Origin of the sequence: Streptomyces celluloflavus (genome assembly GCA_000720995.1) — a bacterium.
Classification (GTDB): Bacteria; Actinomycetota; Actinomycetes; order Streptomycetales; family Streptomycetaceae; genus Streptomyces; species Streptomyces celluloflavus.
Window position 1 is genome coordinate 60,186 of sequence record JOEL01000016.1, and the last position, 15,839, is coordinate 76,024.

Here is a 15,839-nt window from a genome sequence, read left to right on the forward strand (position 1 = left end):
GTCCGGAGGTGATGCCCGGTGTGCGCCTGGCGGGGCGATGAGGATGCTGAGAGTCCGTATCGATCCTTGAGTGCGCCACGCCGATGCCGCGTAGGTGTCACGTAGGCGCCATCTCGGCGCTTCATGGTGTCGCTTGGGTATCGCGCCGTGGCCAGGGTGGCTGCATCGGCTTGGTGCCGGGCCCGGTCGGCATAGGCTTGCGTGCGTGTTCGCCCCGGCTTCGCCGACTTCGGTGTGGCGCCGCCGCGTGCCGCCCCGGCCATCCGGAACGGTGGCGGAGAGAGCGGCGCCCAGGCCCCGCCGAGCGGCGCGGAGGCCGGGCCGGGGCGCTTCGTTAGTGGTGCGTTAGCGCCTCGTTAGCGGACCGGCAGTACTCGGGGTCACTCTGGAAGAGCGGCGGTAAGACCGTCCGCACCCACAGCACGAGGGTAAGCACTCACCTGACGAGGGGGAGACCCATGTCGCTCACGTTCAAGACCTTCGGCCACGGCCGTCGTGTCGCCGCTGGATCGCTGATCGCCGTCGCCGCGCTCACGCTGACCGCCTGCCAGGACGGGACGGGCAGCGCGTCCGGCCCCTCGTCGGCCGCCACGCACGTCACGACCGGAGCGGGAGACACCGGCAACGGCTCGCAGTCGACCGGCGGCACGGCGCAATCTCCAGCCGCATCGGGCACTTCCGGCACCTCCGACGGCAAGGCGCGGCCCGCCAACGGTGCGCCCGGTGGAAAGGCCGTGAGCGCCGGACAGGCGAACACCTCGCCGATGTCGGCGTCGGACCGCTGTACCGCCGCCAACATGTCGCTGCGCCTCGGCGCTTCCGACATCGGCGCGGGCAACATCCACTACCCCCTCGTGTTCACCAACAAGGGGAAGACGGCGTGTTCGCTGCGCGGCTACCCCGGCGTCTCGCTGATGTTGCGTGACGGCTCGACCATAGGGGTGCCCGCCTCCCGGGAGGGCGCCGCCGGCCAGGTCGTGCGGCTGAAGCCGGGGCAGAGCGCGCACGTCCTGCTGCACACGCTCAACGAGGGTGTCACCGACACTCCGTGCTGGTCCGGCTCGCAGCTCGTCTACGTCTACCCGCCCGGCTCGAAGGAGTCGATGACCACGCAGAGCGGCGGACTGCGGGTGTGCGGCGGCCGGTTCACGGTGACCACGGTGGAGGCGGGCTCGCTGGGCTGACATCGCCGTCGAAACGGGCCGGTTGGGCCGGCCGACCGCCCTCAAGGTGGTGACGGTGCGGTGCGCGCAACTGCCGTGTGGATGGGACGAGTTGGGGTACGTGAGCGTTCGTGGTCCGTAGCTGTACGGCCGCAGTCTGCCGGGCCCGGCGAGGGACGACGTACGAGTCCGGCACCTGAGGGCACACACCACCGGACTCACCTCCTGGAAACACGATCTGACGGCCGATAACCGTCTACGACCGGGAGACGACCCCCGTGGCTGGCGCCGCCCAGCCGCGTGGCGGAAGCCCGGCATGGAGCGGCTGCGGCTCCGTCGCATCCGGTCTCCTCGTCGGCGTGGTCGTACGGCGTGGACGCAACGGCGAGGCCGCACGCCGTAGCACCGGCCAGTCGCTCGGCACCCCCTTCCGTTCCCTCTTCATCCGTACGGTTTCTTCCGTACGGAGCTGGCCGGGCCCCTCGGCGCCGACTTCCCCTGGCCCTTCCCCGAGGGCGCCGGACGCCTGTCCCGGTACGGCGCCGAGCTCGCGCATACGGGGGCCTGAAGACCGGCGGGACCACCAGCGAAACCCGCGGCCGGCGACTCGCCACCGCCGCGTACGAGGATCTCGCCACGCGGTGAGTTCCCTGGTGAGGGCTCCTTCGCCGAGGCGTCCCGGCCGGCGTCACGGGCGGTGCCGGAGGCGGCGGAAGGCGCACCCGTGGACCGCTCCGCCCGTCTCCCGCACCGCGGGGACAGCGGCGCGCCGGACCCGTGTGCGCCCCCCTGCAGGGACTCCGGAAACGTTCACACGGCCTCAGAAATACCTCCTCGGATTCCGCACGTGGAACTGACCCGTGTGGGGCGGATGCTTACGCCATTCGGGCGATCTTGCGGCGCGCCGGGCATGCGACCCCTGCCATGGGGTCTACATCTCCATGTCCCCATGAGCTTGGAGTATTCCCGTGAGTCCCGACACCAAGGTCTGGCACTGCCCCTTCGCCCACACCAACGGCCTGGAATTCGACCCGCTGCTGGCGCAGCTGCTGAACGAGGCGCCGATCGCCCGTATCCGCATGCCGCACGGTGAGGGCGAGGCATGGCTGGTGACCAGATACGAAGACGTCCGCTTCGTCACCACCGACCGCCGGTTCAGCCGAGCCGCGGGCATCGGGCGTGATCTGCCCCGTATGACACCCGCCCCGATCGCCCAGGTGGAGGCGATCAACCTCATGGATCCGCCGGAACACAACCGACTGCGGCGCCTGGTGGCCATGGGCTTCACCAATCGCCAGGTCGAACGGCAGCGATCCACCACGCGGCGCGTCGTGGACGGGTTCCTCGACGAGATGACGGAGCACGGCGCCCCCGCCGACCTCGTCCAGTTCCTCTCCTCGCGGCTGCCCCTCAGGACCATCAGCGAACTGCTGGACATCCCCGCGGACGACCGCGCCCAACTGCGCAGCTGGGCCATCGCCATGATGGCCGTCGGCGTCCCCGACCGGGACGCGGCCAACGCGGCCAAGAAGGGGCTGCGCGAATATTTCAGCGAGCTCACCGCCCAGCGGCGGCGCGATCCAGGCGACGACCTGCTCAGCGGTCTGGCCACCGCGCGAGACGGCGATGAACTCCTCGACGAGAAGGAACTGGCCGTCCTCGGCATGGTGCTCCTCGTCACCGGACACGACACCACCACCTACCAGCTCAGCAACATCACCCACACGCTGCTGACCCACCCGGAACAGCTCGCGAAGCTCCGCAACGAGCCCGACCTGCTCCCGCGCGCCCTCGAAGAGCTGCTGCGCTTCATCCCCTTCCGCCAGGGAGTGGGCATCGCCCGCGTGGCCACCGAGGACGTCGACATCGACGGGGTGCCCATCCGGGCCGGCGACGTGGTCCATGTGTCCTACCTCGCCGCCAACCGCGACCCCCAGATGTACGAGCGGCCCAACGAACTGGACCTCGAACGCGGCACCCCCAACCACATGGCATTCGGCTACGGCACGCACCACTGCCTCGGCTCGCACCTGGCGCGGATGGAACTCCAGGTCGCCATCGGAACGCTCCTCAACCGCTTCCCGGATCTGCGGCTGGCGGTTCCCGAGGACGAGATCGACTGGAACACCGGGTCGATCTGGCGTTATCCGACGGCCCTGCCGGTCGCATGGTGACCCCGGCCCATCCGACGACGTACACCGACTGGATCCTTGGAGGGAGCCAGCCATGACCACGTTGTGCAGACCGGCCATCGCCGTGCCCGAACACATCATCACGCTCGACGAGACCCTGGAGCTCGCCCGTACGCTGCACGCCGACCACGAGCAGCTCGGCCTGGTGCTGCGGCTGATCGAGAACACCGGGGTGAAGACCCGCCATCTCGTCCAGCCCATCGACGAGACACTGCGCCACCCGGGCTTCGAAAAGCGCAATGACCTGTACACCCTGGAGGCCAAGGAGCGGGTACCCGAAGTGGTCCGACGGGCCCTGGAGCACGCCGAGGTCACGGCCCAGGAGATCGATCTGCTGATCTACGTCTCCTGTACGGGTTTCATGATGCCGTCGATGACGGCATGGATGATCAACTCGCTGGGATTCCGCACCGACACCCGGCAGCTGCCGATCGCGCAGCTCGGTTGCGCCGCCGGCGGTGCGGCGATCAACCGGGCGCACGACTTCTGCCGGGCCTACCCGGAGGCCAACGCCCTCATCGTGGCGTGCGAGTTCTGCTCCCTGCTGTACCAGCCGACCGACCTGGGAGTGGGGTCACTGCTCTCCAACGGCCTGTTCGGCGACGCCATCGCCGCCGCCGTCGTACGCGGCAAGGGCGGTACGGGCATGGAGCTGGAGCGCAACGGCTCGCACCTGGTGCCGGACACGGAGGACTGGATCTCCTACAGCGTGCGGGACACCGGCTTCCACTTCCTGCTGGACAAGCGGGTGCCCGGCACGATGGCCATGCTGGCACCCGCGCTCCGCACGCTGGCCGAAGAACACCGCTGGGACGTCACCGACCTGGACTTCTACATCGTGCACGCCGGCGGTCCACGGATCCTGGACGACCTCTCCCGGTACCTGTCCCTCCCACCGGAGACCTTCAGGTTCAGCCGGGCGACCCTGACCGAACGCGGCAATATCGCCAGTGCCGTGGTGTTCGACGCACTGGCCCGGCTCTTCGAGGAGGGCCAGGTGCCCGCTCCCGGTACCGGTCTGATCGCGGGATTCGGTCCGGGGATCACCGCGGAGATGGTGCTGGGCCGCTGGACGGGGGCGCCGCCGTCGCACGACAGGGCGCGCGAGTCCGTCGGGTTCGCCCCCGCCGGCCTGTCGTCCTCCGGTGCCCCGGACGCCGGCCGGCCCACCGCCGAACCGGCGGCCGCACCGGCCGGGTGAGGCCCGGCCGCGGCGCCGCCCTCGGATGACGGCGCCGGGTGCAGCTCCGGCCGGTGGCGTGTGGCTCTGCTACACGCCACCGGCCGCCGCCGTGGTGCGGCGGGCGAGAGGGATCAGTACCGGCGGTACAGCAGCCCGGAACCCAGCCAGTCGGAGCTGTCCCGCACCCCGGGCAGCACGAAGAAGTAGCCCCCGCCGACCGGCGTGACGTAATCGGACAGCGGCTCGTCCACCAGTCTCCACTGCACGGCGGCGAACTGCCGATGCACGTCCTGCTGGTAGGCGCAGAAGAGCAGCCCGACGTCCAGCGTGCCGTCCGGGTTGAACCCGCCGTCGTAGTTGTAACTCCGGCGCAGGAAATGGGAGTCCGCCGTCTCCGGGGTCTGCGGGTTGGCGAGCCGGATGTGGGCGCCGAGCGGGATCTTCTTGCCGTCCGGGTCGGCGTCGTAGTCCGGCTTGTCCAGTTCGTTCTTGCCGTCCAGGGGCGCTCCGGTGCCCTTGCGGCGGCCGAAGATCTTTTCCTGGTCGGCGGTGTCCACCTGGTCCCAGGAGTCGAGGTCGAAGAGGATGAGGCGCACCACCTGATAGCAGCCGCCCACCGCCCAGTCGGGCTCATCGCACTCCGGTGTGACCCACATCAGCCGGTTCATCACGTCGGCGGACTTGATGTTGGGATTGCTGATGCCGTCCTTGAAACCGACGAAGGTGCGCGGCGCACCCGTGGGCCGCGACGGGTTGAGGAACCCGTCCATGCGCCAGCGCGGTCGCAGCATGCCGTCGGTGTGCTGGGCCAGGTCGTGCAGGACGTGCACGATGACGTCGTGGTGCTGCGAGCCGATCTGGAGTGACAGATCGCCGTGACAGCGCTCCGGATCCAGGTCGTCGTTGGGGAACGACGGCATCTCGCGCAGGTGTCTGGGCAGCCGCGGGGCGAGGCCGTACCGGTCGTCGAAGAGCGATGCCCCGACGCCCAGTGTGAGGGTGAGCGAGTTGGCCGTGGCCGGCAGCGCGGCGACCGTCTTGTCCTTCGGCGTCAGCCCGTGGACGAGCACGCGGGCCCGCTCGGTGATTGTTCTGAACAGATCGATGAGTTCTCTGCGGTCATCCGCCAGTACGTCGAAGGAGACGATCCCGGCGCGGACCTGCTGCTCGGTCACGATGCCGGACTGATGGCGGCCGTGGAACGGGATGTGGTCCGGCGGGATCGCTCTGCCCCCGGGGTTCGAGCCGCCGGTCAGCGCCGGCCCTGCCGCGTACGCCGGTGTCTGTCCGGCGACGCCTCCGGCGGCCGCGACCCCGGCCAGCCCCGCCGCGCACTTGAGAAACCCGCGGCGTCCGCCCTCCGACCGGCCGTCGCCGGTTCGATCACTTGTCATTCGTCCTGCCATCCTTAGCGTTCGTGTCGTCCGGCACCCGTCTGCCTGTGCATGGCTGTGCGATGGTCTCCGGCGGGGGCGCGATGGCCGGGATCAACACGGTCCGGCGCCCGACTATCACGCGTGGGCGCGTCAACCGCTCGCCCGATCGGCCCCTTGACGTGATGCGCCGGGCGCACGACGGGGCGCACACCGGGCCTGGTCACGGATGGCCCAATGGGACGGGCTTCCGGCGCGACACCGCCGTACCGCGCGACTAGCTTGATGTGGTGAACGGCCCGAGCGCGCCGCAGTGCGGTGCTCGGGCGCCCGCCACACACGGTGGCGGGCCGTCAAGCACCTGGAATCCCAAATGAGCACCCCCGGTGACGTCCAACTGCGCGTCGAAAAGGGCCATGCCGAGCCCGAGGAACTCGCCGCGATCACGGTCATCCTCTGCGCCCACTTCGCCCCCGCCCCTGAGGTGGCCCCTCACCACACCGCCAACCGGGGCCGGATCCGCCACGTCGCCCGCTGCGCCTGCTGGTCGGGCTGCTGGTCCTGCCGCTGACGCCGCCACCGGACCGGCCGGTGCGACGCCGCCTTGTGCGTCCGGGGCGCGGCCGTCTACGGGGGCATTGGCAGGGACACCTGACGGCTGCCGGGTACGGTCGCGTCGCCGGTCTCTGGTATCCGGCCCCGGCCGATAAGTGGCAGGCGGCTCCGGTGCGGCGCGCGGGGACGGATCGTGGCGCGCGTACGGCTTGCACGGCGATGCACGGGCCTGCCGTGGGACGCCGGCGGCCGCGTGTCACCCCGGGAAGCGGCCGGGCGACATCAGTTGCCCGCCGCTGACGCCGCCGCCGGCCTGGTCGACACCGCCGGCCTCGTCAGCGCCTCCGGCAGGGATGTCCTTCGGGGGTGTTCCCCGTCCGACAGGCCCTTCGTCGACGGCGTGCCCCGGTCCCGCTCTCCTGCGTCCCGCCGTCGCCGCTCACTCCGTATCCGGGGCGTTGCCGCCTCCCGCGCGGAGCCGGGGGAGCAGCCGGCCGGCGTTGCGCGTGGTCAGGGCGCGCCAGGTGTCGCCGATGGGCTGTTCGGCGGCGTCCACGGAGGCGACCTGCGCGGTGGCCGCGGCGGCCGGGGTCCAGCAGTAGTCGCTGCCGTACAGCAGCCTCCCGGTGTCGAACGCCCGGTCCAGAGCCGGGATTTGACGGGGGAACGGAGTCCCGGCCATGTCGAACCAGAGCCGGCTCAGCTGCTCGGGGACCGTCGGGCTCGCGGGATCTTCGCCGAAGAGGGGATCGCGGAACAGTTCCATGCGATCGGCGAGCAGGGGGAGGGCGCCGCCGCCGTGGGTGAAGATCCATTCGATTCCGGGGAAGCGCGTCAGCATCCCGGAGAAGACCAGGTCGCCGGCGGCGCGGGCGGAATCGAAGATGAACTCCAGCATGGGCCGCGGCCGGCCGAGCGAGACGGCTTCGTAGCACGGTGGTGAGGTGGGGTGGACGAAGACGACGGTGCGGCGGCGGTCGAGTTCGGCGTAGAGCGGTGCGAAGCGCTCGTCGCCGAGGTAGACGCCGCCGGCGTTGGTCTCGATCGCCGCGCCGTCGCTGCCGAGATCGTCCAGCGCGTACGCGAGCTCCTGGAGCGAACCGTCGACGTCGGGCAGCGGTAGGGCGGCGAAATGACCGAACCTGCCGGGGTGCGCCCGTACCACCTCCGCGGCCGCCTCGTTGACGCGTCTGCTCAGGTGCCGCGCGGCCGCGTCGTCGCCGAAGTGCGTACCGGGGGAGGAGACCGAGAGGAAGGAGGTGGCCACACCCCAGCGGTCCATCAGCTCCAAGTGGGCGGCGGCGCTCCAGGTGGGCCAAGCGGCCATACCGTCCGGCTGTCGGTGCCCGGCGGCCCGTGCCGTGTCGACGTAGTCGGGCGTCACGAAATGCGCGTGCACATCGACCAGTGGTGCCGATGGGGCAGCGGTGGTGGTGCTGTTGCTGGTCATCTGCGGTTCCCTAGGTGGTTCTCGGATTCCCGGGCGATCGCGCGGCGGTACGGCTCGTCCGGTGCGGGCGGCAGCGGAGTGCCGGGATCGGCCGCGCTCTCGAACCATCATGATGATTATGGTGATGTCGCTTCCTCGTCCGCCGCGCCGTCAAGAAGCTCTCGCTGATATCATCATGATGAATTCACGGAGATCGGAGCGCGCATTGGCCACCGCACAGGGCGACGGAACCGCACCGCGGCAGGCGGGGATCCGTGAGGGCCGTGCCGCGTCCGCGATCCGGCGCGCGCGAGTCCCGGCCGATGCCGAGCGGTCCACCGCTCCCCGCCGCGCAGAAGCGGCGGCCGACCGGATCGCCGCCCTGGCCGGCGCGGCCGAGGCCGGCGCCCGCCTCGGCACCAAGGACGAGCTGCGGACCATGTGCCAGGTCTCGGTCGGTACGTTCAACGAGGCGCTGCGCCTGCTCCAGTCCCGCGGCGTGGTGACCGTCCGGCCCGGACCGGGCGGCGGCCTCTTCGCCGCCGAGCAGTCCCCGATGGTCCGGCTCGGCAACTCCGTCCTCGCACTCGACGCCCGGCAGACCGACGTCGCCGACGCGGTCCGTATCCGCGACGCCATCGACCCCCTGCTGATCGAGGACGCCCTGTGGCACGCCTCGCCCGCGGACATCGCCGACCTCCGCCGGCAACTGGGCGTCATGCGGGCGGCGGCCGATGCGGCGGATCCCGACGCCTTCGTGCGCGCCAACTGGGGACTGCACGCCCGCATAGCCGCGATCAGCCCCAACCCCCTGCTGCGCTCGCTCTATGACAGCCTGCTGGAGATCATCGAGTCCCACACCCTGTCGGTCCTGCCCATCAGCGGACTGTCCCTGCCGGACTACATCCATGAGCGCCACGCACTGCACGTCTCCCTCGTGGACGCGCTCGACGCCCGGGACCGCGGCCGAGCGATCGAGCTCACCCGCGCGCACAACACCAGCGTGAACCGGCAGAGCGAGCACCCGACTTCGTGAACTGACGGGGTGCCGGGCGGCGCCGGGCGCCCGCCGTACCGCCGATTGTCAGTGGTGCCCCGTAGCCTGCTGCGTATGAGTGGGGGATGCGGGATCAGCCATCGTCGCCGGAGCGGGCGGCCGGGTGCGGAGAGTTCGCGCGGCGGAGTGCCGCGACCGGCCTCGCGCGTGCCGCCCTGCGGACCGGCCCGCGGAACGGCGCCATGACCACCGGGCCGGGCGCCGGGGACACGAGGCCGCTGCGTGGCCTCCCCGCCCCGGTGCGCCGGGAGTCGGGGACCGGGGAGCGAAGTGCCGGTCCGCGGGTCTCCGCGGCCCGCTGTCCGGGCCGGTTCCGCCCTCCGGGGTGTGCGCGCCGTCCGCGGCCGCGCGGTGGCGTGCCGATTCCCGGTGGCGGAACGGCAGAATCCGGAGCAGGGCTCGCGGCGGCGGTGGCTGCGCCGGGCCGGCGCAATGAACCGAGGAGGCCGTGCTCGTGACGGAGCATCAGAGGGCAGCTGAGGCGGACGGGGCCGGTGCATCCGGAGTGCGGGTGCAGGAGAGCCGGTTGCGCCGGGACCTGGGGTTCTGGGGGCTGACGGCGATCGGCTTCTCCAACATCGTCGGTTCCGGCTGGCTGTTCGCCGCCATATACGCCGCGCAGACTGCGGGCCCCGCCGCGCTGCTGTCCTGGGTCGGCGCCGGGCTGCTGTGCGGACTCGTCGCGCTGGTCATGATCGAGCTCGGCGCATCGCGCCCGGAGGGCGGCGGCACGGTCCGCTGGCCGCTCTTCGCCAGCGGACGCCTCGTCGGCACCCTCATCGGCTGGTCGGTGCTGCTGTCGGTCGGCGGCACCGCGGCCGAGATCAGCGCGATCATGCAGTACGCCGCCCACTACCTCCCCGGCATCTACAACGGCCACACCCTCACCGCTGCCGGGCTGGCCGTCGCGGTGGGGCTCAGCGTCCTGCTGACGGCGCTGAACTGGTTCGCGGTGCGGATGTTCGCCCAACTGAACAACCTGGTCTCGGTGTTCAAGATCGCCGTACCGGTGATCACCGTGATCGCGCTCATCGCCTCCGGCTGGCACTCCGGGCGGCTGACGGACCACGGGGGATTCGCGCCGTACGGTTACGCCGCCTGCCTGACCGCGCTCGCCGGCGGCGGGGTCGTCTACTCGGTCAACGGCTTCCAGGCCCCGCTGGACTTCTCGGGCGAGACCCGCAACCCCCGCCGGACCATCCCGGCGGCGGTCCTCACCGGCATCGCCCTGGCTGTCGCCATGTACCTGGCCCTGCAACTGGCCTTCCTCTTCACCGTCCCCGAAAACCTCCTCGGCGGCGGCTGGCGCGGTGTCTCCTTCGACTCGCCGTTCGGGCAGCTCGCGCTGATCCTCAACCTCCACTGGCTCGCCAGCCTGCTCTACGCGGACGCGGCGATCTCACCGGGCGGTTCGGCGTACGTGGGCGTGGCGATCGACGCGCGGCACACCTACGCGCTGGCCAAGAACGGCACGATCCCCCGGTACTTCATGAAGGTCGACGAGCGGTCCGGCGTGCCGCGCCGGGCACTGGCCGTCAACCTCGCAGTGATCGTGATCTTTCTGCTGCCCTTCGGCGGCTGGCAGGACATCGTCAGCGTCATGGGCGATATGTACCTGCTGATCTACGCGGCCTCGGCGGTCGCCGTCGCCGTGTTCCGCGCCGCACCGGGCGGCGGCACGGCCGGATGGGTGCCCGGACTGCGCTGGATCGCACCGCTCAGCTTCGCCGTCGCGAGCGAATTCGTGTACTGGTCGGGCTGGCACAATCTGCGCCTCGCCCTGCCGCTCGTGCTCGCCGGACTCCTGATCTTCCTGGTCATGCGCCGCCCGGGAGCGGGCGGCGGGCGGGCGGCCGAGGAGCACGACGGCACCGAAAGCCGCCCGCTCGTCGCCGAACTGCGCACCGGCGCCTGGCTGGTGGTTTACCTCGCCACGCTGACCGTGCTGTCCTGGCTCGGCACCTTCAAGGGCTCCGGCCGGCTGCCCGCCCCGTACGACTCGGTCGCCGTGGCCGTCGCCGCTCTGGCGATCTTCTGCTGGGCGGTGCGGTCGGGCGTCGGCCAGCTGACGGCATCCCGTACCGCCGCCGTGTGACGGCTCGGCCATGACGTGCCGCTCGCACCGAGCCGGGCCCGCGCGGCGACGTGCGGATGCGCGCATCGGTGCGAGGGCGCGTACCACCGCGGACGGTGTCGACCGCGGCGGAGCGGTCGCCCCGAGCGGCCCGCCCCGGTGGGCGCGGGCCCCGTCCGGACGTCCGGCTACGGAAGGCGGGAGGCCGGCGGGGTCCCGACACGAGGGGGCCGGGGGACGCGACGGGCAGACGTCCGCCCCGTCCGGCGCCGCCCGCCGCCGTCAAGCGGAAGTCAAACCGCAGAAATATGATGAATGCGGGGCTCTTGCCGGAGCCCCGCTCGGAGCAGTCCCGTCAGCTTCGGCCAACCGGCCGGTGCGGGCCGGTCCGGCCCGCAGCCGGGCCAGGACCCGGCCAGGTCAGGAGGGCGGAACGGACCTGCCGCGCGGCGCACGGCCCGCAGTGGCCCATGACCCGACGCACCCTGGAGCGGTCCATGTCCCGGCGTCGTCCCTGGAGATCGGCGAGCGCCGATGACCTGCTGACCACGCTCGGGCGGCTCACCGCCCAGGCGCGGCGAGGGGCCGAGCTCCAGCAGGCCCGGGTGGAGCTGGCCGAAGTGCTCCAGCGCGAGATGCTGCCCGCCGCGCTGCCGGAAGTGCCGGGGCTGCGGACCGCGGCCACGTACGCGCCCGCCCGCCACGGCCTGGACATCGGCGGCGACTGGTTCGACGGCTTCCCCCTGGCCGACGGCGCACTGGCCTTCTCCGTCGGCGACGTACAGGGCCACGACGTCGAGGCGGCCGCCTTCATGGGGCAGATCCGCATCGGCCTGCGCGCGGTGGCCACCGGTGCCGGCGACCCGGGGGAGGTGCTGAGCCGGGCCAACGACCTGCTGCTCTCCGTCGACTCCGGACTCTTCGCGACCTGCACCTTCCTCCGCTTCGACCCGGACACCTGGGAACTCGCCAGCGCCCGCGCCGGTCACATACCCGGGATCTGGGCCACGACCGACGGCCGGTGCGGCCTCGCCGAGGACGAGGGCGGGCTGCCGCTCGGCGTCCTGCCGGGGGAGGTGTACCCGGTCACCCGGCGCCGGCTCACCACCGCGGGAGCGTTCGTCCTGCTCACCGACGGTGTGGTCGAGGGGCCGTCCTTCCCGATCGAGGCGGGGCTGGCCCAGGTGACCCGGCTGGTGAGCGCCCGAGCGGGCGACGATCCGGCCGAGGTGGCCGCCGAGGTGATGACCGTGGCCGAACGCACCGGACACGCGGACGACGCCGCGGTCATGGTCCTGCGCTTCGACGCGGCGCGGGACGGCGGCGGGTGAAGCACGGACCGGGCACGCGTGTCGCGGCGGGTGCGCGGCCGGGGGCGTTGTCTGATGACTGCTGTGGTGCGCACCGAGCAGTTCCGGCGATCGGCCACCCCAGTCCTGGAGATCCTCGCCCTGGGCGGCGTCTACTACGCGTCCGCGTGGTGCGGTCTGCTGGAGGAAGTGCGGATCGCGGGCGCGGTGGTGACTCCGCTCTGGCCGCCCACCGGTGTCGCGCTGAGCTGCCTGCTCTTCTTCGGTATCCGTATCTGGCCGGGTATCGCACTCGGCACGTTCCTCGTCGTCGTGACGCTCAGCCCGCTGCACGCCGCCGACTTCGGCATCATCGTGGGGAACACCCTCGCCCCGGTGTGCGCCTATCTGATGCTCCGCCGGGTGGGCTTCCGCGTCGAACTGGACCGGCTGCGCGACGGGGTGCTGCTGGTGGCCCTCGGTGCCCTGGGCGGGATGCTGGTCAGCGCGACCCTGGGCAGCGGCAGCCTGTGGGCGACCGGTTCCCTGCCGTCGAGCGGATTCTGGCCGACCTGGGCCGCGTGGTGGGCGGGTGACGCGATGGGCGTACTCGTGGTGGCCCCGGTCCTGCTGGCCTTCCGCTCGCCCCGGGTGCTCCGGGACATCCGGCACTACCGGTGGGCCGAGGCGGCGGCGCTGCTGGCCGCCTCCGTCGCCGTCTCGGTCCTGGCGACCAGGAGCTCCCTGGCGCTGCTGTTCCTCGTCTTCCCGCTGATCGTGTGGGCGGCGCTGCGCTTCCAGCTGGCGGGGGCGGCGCCCTGCGTACTGCTCGTGTCCGTACAGGCGATCATCGCGGCGACCGGCGGCCTCGGACCGTTCGCCCACCAGAGCCTGTTGCAGTCCATGGTCAATCTCCAGGCCCTGAACGGGTCCGCGGCGCTCACCGCGCTGCTGCTGGCGGCGGTCGTCACCGAGCAGAACGGCATCCGGCGCAGGATCGAGCAGGCGTGCCGGGAACTGGCCGAAGTGGTGGACCGCCTGGCACCGGGCGAGAGCGGCCGCCAGTGGCCGCCACCGGACGGCGAGGACGGATGAGATGACGGTGTCCGGGGCGCCTGGGCCGGGACCGCACCCCTGGACCACGGGCAGTCGGCCCGGCCGCCCGGCCGTCTTCGCGGCTCAGCCGCCCAGCAGCGTCCGCAGGTCGTAGCCGACCGGCTCCTCCAGTTGGGCGTAGGTGCAGCTCTCCGGTGTGCGGTCGGGGCGCCAGCGGCGGAACTGGGCCGTATGCCGGAATCTGCTGCCCTCCATATGGTCGTACGCGACCTCGCATACCCGCTCCGGGCTGAGCGGCACCCAGGACAGGTCCTTGCCGCCGCTCCACCGGCTGGGCCCGCCGGGCATCCGTGCGGAGGCGTGCGCCGCTTCGTCGGCCCAGTCCGCCCAGGGATGTCCTGTGGCATCGGCCATCCGCAGCGGCGCCAGCTCCTCGATCAGTTCGCGCCGCCTGGCCATGGGGAACGAGGCGCACACCCCGATGTGCTGCAGCCGCCCGGCGCCGTCGTACAGGCCCAGCAGCAGGGAGCCGACCACCGGCCCGCTCTTGTGCAGCCGGTAGCCCGCGACGACACAGTCGGCGGTGCGCGCGTGCTTCACCTTGAACATCACGCGTTCGCCCGGCCGGTACGGCAGCCCCGGCGGTTTGGCGATCACCCCGTCCAGGCCCGCCCCTTCGAACTGCGTGAACCAGGTACGCGCCAGCTCCCGGTCCGTGGTGGCGGGCGCGGTGTGCACCGGTGGCCGGGCCGGCCGCAGGGCCTCCACCAGCGCCTCCCGCCGGGCCGTCTGCGGGGCGTCCAGCAGGGATGCGGTCCCGAGGGCCAGCAGATCGAAGGCGATGAGCGAAGCGGGCGTCCGGCCGGCGAGCGTACGGACCCGCGAGTCCGCCGGGTGGATGCGTTCCAGCAACTCCTCGAAGTGCAGCTGCCCGTCGTGCGCGATGACGATCTCGCCATCGACGACACAGCGTGGCGGCAGCTCGGCCCGTACGGCGGCGCTCACCTCGGGGAAGTACCGGGTCAGCGACTTCGTCGTACGGCTGGCGATCTCGATGTCGTCGCCGTCGCGGAAGACGATGACGCGGAATCCGTCCCATTTGGCCTCGTACTGCATGCCGTCCGGGATGTCGGCCACCGGCTTGGCGAGCATGGGGGAGACCGGGGGCATGACGGGCAGGTCCATGTCCCGATCCTGCGGGCCGCACGGCCTTCCCGCGCGCCGGGGAGCGGGCACCCGACCCGACCGGCACCGCGCCCGCCGCCTCCGGCGCGCGGTCCGGCCGTCCGGAATCTAGCGTGGAGGCATGGCCGGAGCTGTTGAGCTGGAGGTCGCCGGGCGCACGGTGCGGGTGTCGCATCCCGACAAGACGTACTACCCGGAGCGCGGCTTCACCAAGCTGGACGTCGCGCAGTACTACCTGGCGGTCGTGGACGGTGTGCTGCGCGGACTGCGCGACCGGCCCACCACCATGCAGCGCTTTCCCGACGGGGTGGCGGGCGAGTTCTTCTACCAGAAGCGGGCCCCCAAGGGGCTGCCGGAGTGGCTGCCCACCGCCCGCATCACCTTCCCCAGCGGGCGGTTCGCCGACGAGATGTGCCCCACCGAGCCCGCCGCCGTGCTCTGGGCGGCCAACCTCGGCTGCCTGACGTTCCACCCCTGGCCGGTCCGCCGCGGTGACACCGAGCACCCCGACGAACTGCGGATCGACCTCGATCCGCAGCCCGGCACGGACTTCGCGGACGCCGTTCGGGTCGCCCACGAACTGCGCGCGCTGCTGGCGGAGCACGGGCTGCGCGGCTGGCCGAAGACCTCCGGTGGCCGCGGGGCGCACGTCTACGTCCCGATCCGCCCCCACTGGACGTTCACCGAGGTCAGACGGGCCGCGATCGCGCTGGCACGGGCACTGGAGCGCCGGATGCCCGGCCTGGTGACCTCGGCGTGGTGGAAGGAGGAACGCGGCGCGAAGGTCTTCGTGGACTACAACCAGATGGCCCGGGACCGGACCATCGCCTCCGCGTACTCCCTGCGCTCCCGACCCCGGGCGACGGTCTCCACCCCGCTGCGCTGGTCGGAACTCTCCGAGGCCGATCCCGAGGACTTCGATCTGCGCACCGTTCCGCCGCGCTTCGCGGAACTCGGCGACCTCCACGCGGACATGGACGGGCACGCATTCGGTCTGGAATCCGTCCTGGAACTCGCCGACCGGCAGGAGAAGGACGGAGGGCTGGGTGATATGCCCTATCCGCCCGACCATCCGAAGATGCCGGGGGAGCCGTCCCGGGTCCAGCCGAGCCGGGCCCGGAAGAGCGGTACGACCGGATCCGGCGGCCCGCCCGAGGGGGCCGGCTGAGAGAGCGGCTAAGTGTCCCCCCACCTGAGGCGCCGCCCTGATGGCAGGGCGGGCAGTGGTTCTCGTGGCCGCCCTGCCATATGCCTCCGACGCGTTCAATGAGATGGTGTAGTTA

At 71.8% G+C, this 15,839-nt stretch carries 12 protein-coding genes; 9 read left to right on the forward strand and 3 right to left on the reverse strand.

Annotated elements, in window-relative coordinates; translation table 11 throughout:
- The first annotated feature begins 458 nt into the window (after window positions 1-458).
- The 3 genes from IH09_RS17365 to IH09_RS17375 all read left to right on the forward strand — a co-directional run bounded on the left by IH09_RS17365 (window position 459) and on the right by IH09_RS17375 (window position 4,556).
- Complete coding sequence (locus IH09_RS17365) at window positions 459-1,184, forward strand: DUF4232 domain-containing protein (RefSeq protein WP_052857195.1); 726 nt, start codon at window positions 459-461, stop codon at window positions 1,182-1,184.
- A gap of 947 nt (window positions 1,185-2,131) precedes the next feature.
- Window positions 2,132-3,337, forward strand: coding sequence for a cytochrome P450 (locus IH09_RS17370; protein ID WP_318279478.1), 1,206 nt, complete (start codon window positions 2,132-2,134; stop codon window positions 3,335-3,337).
- Between the two features lie 52 nt (window positions 3,338-3,389).
- Window positions 3,390-4,556 (forward strand): type III polyketide synthase, encoded by a 1,167-nt coding sequence (locus IH09_RS17375; RefSeq protein ID WP_094790851.1) that lies wholly within the window; start codon window positions 3,390-3,392, stop codon window positions 4,554-4,556.
- 113 nt (window positions 4,557-4,669) lie between these two features.
- On the opposite strand, the gene IH09_RS17380 is transcribed toward IH09_RS17375, so the two are convergent.
- Window positions 4,670-5,932: a Dyp-type peroxidase gene (locus tag IH09_RS17380; RefSeq protein ID WP_094790850.1), complete on the reverse strand. Its 1,263-nt coding sequence runs from the start codon at window positions 5,930-5,932 to the stop codon at window positions 4,670-4,672.
- 352 nt (window positions 5,933-6,284) lie between these two features.
- Between IH09_RS17380 and IH09_RS17385 the strand changes: the two genes are divergently transcribed.
- Window positions 6,285-6,482 carry an acyl-CoA carboxylase subunit epsilon gene (locus IH09_RS17385; protein ID WP_052857198.1) on the forward strand — a complete coding sequence of 66 codons (198 nt, stop codon included), beginning with the start codon at window positions 6,285-6,287 and terminating at the stop codon, window positions 6,480-6,482.
- Between the two features lie 423 nt (window positions 6,483-6,905).
- Here IH09_RS17385 and IH09_RS17390 read toward each other — a convergent pair whose 3' ends face one another.
- Complete coding sequence (locus IH09_RS17390) at window positions 6,906-7,916, reverse strand: amidohydrolase family protein (RefSeq protein ID WP_052857199.1); 1,011 nt, start codon at window positions 7,914-7,916, stop codon at window positions 6,906-6,908.
- Between the two features lie 205 nt (window positions 7,917-8,121).
- Between IH09_RS17390 and IH09_RS17395 the strand changes: the two genes are divergently transcribed.
- The 4 genes from IH09_RS17395 (at window position 8,122) to IH09_RS17410 (ending at window position 13,410) form a co-directional block, all read left to right on the forward strand.
- On the forward strand, window positions 8,122-8,931 hold the full coding sequence (locus IH09_RS17395) for a FadR/GntR family transcriptional regulator (protein ID WP_240150836.1): 810 nt from the start codon (window positions 8,122-8,124) through the stop codon (window positions 8,929-8,931).
- A gap of 547 nt (window positions 8,932-9,478) precedes the next feature.
- Window positions 9,479-11,047 carry an APC family permease gene (locus IH09_RS17400; protein ID WP_110952376.1) on the forward strand — a complete coding sequence of 523 codons (1,569 nt, stop codon included), beginning with the start codon at window positions 9,479-9,481 and terminating at the stop codon, window positions 11,045-11,047.
- Window positions 11,048-11,523: 476 nt separating this feature from the next.
- Window positions 11,524-12,357: a PP2C family protein-serine/threonine phosphatase gene (locus tag IH09_RS17405; protein ID WP_052857201.1), complete on the forward strand. Its 834-nt coding sequence runs from the start codon at window positions 11,524-11,526 to the stop codon at window positions 12,355-12,357.
- Window positions 12,358-12,420: 63 nt separating this feature from the next.
- Window positions 12,421-13,410 carry an MASE1 domain-containing protein gene (locus IH09_RS17410; protein ID WP_052857202.1) on the forward strand — a complete coding sequence of 330 codons (990 nt, stop codon included), beginning with the start codon at window positions 12,421-12,423 and terminating at the stop codon, window positions 13,408-13,410.
- 84 nt (window positions 13,411-13,494) lie between these two features.
- On the opposite strand, the gene IH09_RS17415 is transcribed toward IH09_RS17410, so the two are convergent.
- On the reverse strand, window positions 13,495-14,556 hold the full coding sequence (locus IH09_RS17415; protein WP_052857203.1) for an ATP-dependent DNA ligase: 1,062 nt from the start codon (window positions 14,554-14,556) through the stop codon (window positions 13,495-13,497).
- Window positions 14,557-14,677: 121 nt separating this feature from the next.
- Here IH09_RS17415 and ligD point away from each other — a divergent pair, with 121 nt between their 5' ends.
- On the forward strand, window positions 14,678-15,724 hold the full coding sequence (gene ligD / locus IH09_RS17420) for a non-homologous end-joining DNA ligase (RefSeq protein ID WP_052857204.1): 1,047 nt from the start codon (window positions 14,678-14,680) through the stop codon (window positions 15,722-15,724).
- Window positions 15,725-15,839 lie beyond the last annotated feature (115 nt).